At 29.0% G+C, this 2,579-nt stretch carries 2 protein-coding genes; one reads left to right on the forward strand and one right to left on the reverse strand.

Going from position 1 to position 2,579, the window contains the following annotated elements:
- Positions 1-156 precede the first annotated feature (156 nt).
- Positions 157-483 carry a hypothetical protein gene (locus IV513_RS15280; RefSeq protein WP_209391417.1) on the reverse strand — a complete coding sequence of 109 codons (327 nt, stop codon included), beginning with the start codon at positions 481-483 and terminating at the stop codon, positions 157-159.
- Positions 484-709: 226 nt separating this feature from the next.
- Between IV513_RS15280 and IV513_RS15285 the strand changes: the two genes are divergently transcribed.
- Positions 710-2,419, forward strand: a complete 1,710-nt coding sequence (locus tag IV513_RS15285; RefSeq protein ID WP_209391418.1) for an AraC family transcriptional regulator — start codon at positions 710-712, stop codon at positions 2,417-2,419.
- Positions 2,420-2,579: the final 160 nt, after the last annotated feature.

A 2,579-nucleotide genomic window follows, 5' to 3' on the forward strand; every position in this document is an offset into this window, starting at 1 on the left:
AAAAGTTTATTGAAACAAAGTTCAATAAACTTTCTATATCATCAGTAACAATCAGTAGTACAAAGAATTTTACCAACTATTTTTGACTAATAAACCTTAATCAATAAAAAAACTACTTACGGTTAGGAAAGTAGTTTTTTTACGATAACAATTGTTTTATTTTTTTCTCCAGTGAGTAGTATTTCTTGGCGGATCTCCTTCAAATACTTGTGTAAGTGTTTTGGTAGAATCTGTCCTCATCAAGGTTGGATTTCCTTTATCAGGATTTTCTTTTTCTTTTGAAGCGGTTCTCCAATGAGTGGTGTTTCTTGGAGGATCACCAGGAATCATTCCTGTTGAAGCAGAATCTCTTGCCATTAACTGAGGTTCTGCGTTTTCTTTTGTAGCTTTCAAATCTTCTTCGAAACTGTCATCAGACTGTCTGCATGAAATGCTGCAGATTCCAATCATTGCTAAACTAAATAGTATAAACTTGTTTTTCATTGTACTAGGATTAATGATTAACTTATTGTGATGTTTTTTGATGCTCGAAAGTACTTAATAACTCCACTTGAAACAAGAAATAGGGGGTTCGATTTATAAATTTTTACCAGTAAAAAGTAGAGTTATTACTTAAATAAGCAATTTATAATTTAAACTAAGGTACCTGAAATAGCTTATAATAAATAGTTTTTACGTATTTTTGATGAAATTTCTTAGTGAGAAACTAATGTTTAAAAAAATTTTTTCTTCTTTCTTTTTGTTGCTTGCTGTATTGCTGTATGCACAAGATTATTATTCGAAATTGAGAGAGAAATATTATAAATTTGAAGAAAACGATTCCAGAGCATTTGTATTTATTAATCAGTATATCCAAAAAGCTAAATCGGAGTATAATAACGAAGAACTTTTTCAGGCATATAAAGATGCGATATTATATTCGGAAGAAGACAAATTGCTTTACGCAGATAGTGCAATTGACGCTGCAAAAAAATCCGGGAAAGATGTACTTATTGGAGATGCATTTTTAAGTAAAGGTGCAATTTATTATTTCAATAAGAGGAAATTTCAACCTGCATTGGAAGAGTATCTAAAAGCGTATGAATACCTTAAAGATTCTAAAGACGATTTTTTAAAATATCAAAATCTTTATCATATCGGAGTAGTAAAAAGTTATCTAGGTTACTATGAGGAAGCTTTGGAAATATTCAACCAATGTATTGCTTATTTTCAACCAAAGTTATCGGATAAACTCCATAAAAACCTGTTGTTTAATAATAGAAAAGGGTATTTTAATTCTCTGCATCAGGCAATTATATGTTATCAGATGTTGGGAAAAAATTTGGAAGCAGACCATTTGCTTAGCAAAGCTATGAGCGCATTGCCTTCTTCCAAAGATTTTCTTTTGGAAAAAAGTTACTTTAATAAATGCTTAGGAATTTCAGAATTCAGGAAAAAGAATTACAACAAAGCAATTGTTTATTTTGATGAATCTTTGCCGGAATTAATTAAAATTAATGATTTTACCTGGATTTCTTATATCTACTATTATAAAGGCAGAAGCTATGAAATTCTCGGCAATCATGAGTCTGAAGTAAAAAATTATAAAAAAGTAGACTCTATTTTTAATAAAAATACTTTCATTCTTCCCGAAGTAAGAAAAAATTATGAAGGTCTTATCGAGTTTTATAAAAAAAACGATAACCACAAGGAAGAACTGTATTATACCAATCAGTTACTGAAAGCAGACAGTATTATCGCTTCGGATTTCAAATATCTTTCAACAAAAGTTTATAAAGAGTACGACACAAAAAAGCTTTTGGAAACAAAAGAAGATCTGGAAAAAAGTAACTCTTTTAATAAAATTTTTATTATCGTATGTCTTGCTGTAATTGGGTTTTTAGGTTTTGTAATATTTATGAGACTGAAAAAACAAAAAGATATTCAGAAAAATTATGAGGAGTTGCTTAAAAAGATGCAAGAAAGTAAAAATCAGTCTCCGGAACTCCCAGTTCTGAAAAGTGAATCTGCTTCTACAACAGATACAGGAAAGAACATCAAGTTTGATATCTCTATTGTGGAAAAATTGTTGAGCGACATTCAAACATTCGAAAAAAATAAAGGTTATCTGGAGCAGGGATTAACTCTTAAAAAGCTTGCAGAACAGTTTAAAACCAATACTTCTTATCTTTCTCAGGTAATAAATGAATATAAAGGAAGTAATTTTAATACCTATATTAATGTATTAAGAATAAATTATGCAACACAAAAAATCTATAATGATAAAGAATGGAGAAAATATTCTATAGAACATATTGCTTCTGCATCCGGATTCAACAACAGACAGAGTTTTTCTAATACATTTCTGGATCAAAATGGTATAAGACCAGCCGATTTTATCAAGAAAAGGATTAGTGAACTAGAAGAGCAGAAAAAATAACAGTTAATATATTATCCTGCAAAAAATAAAATCTAACTTTCAATTGGAAGTTAGATTTTTTATGGTTTATTAGTCAAAAATAGTTGGTAAAATTCTTTGTACTACTGATTGTTACTGATGATATAGAAAGTTTATTGAACTTTGTTTCAATAAACTTTTT

The organism is Chryseobacterium sp. RR2-3-20 (genome assembly GCF_017808115.1).
Lineage (GTDB): Bacteria > Bacteroidota > Bacteroidia > Flavobacteriales > Weeksellaceae > Chryseobacterium > Chryseobacterium oryzae.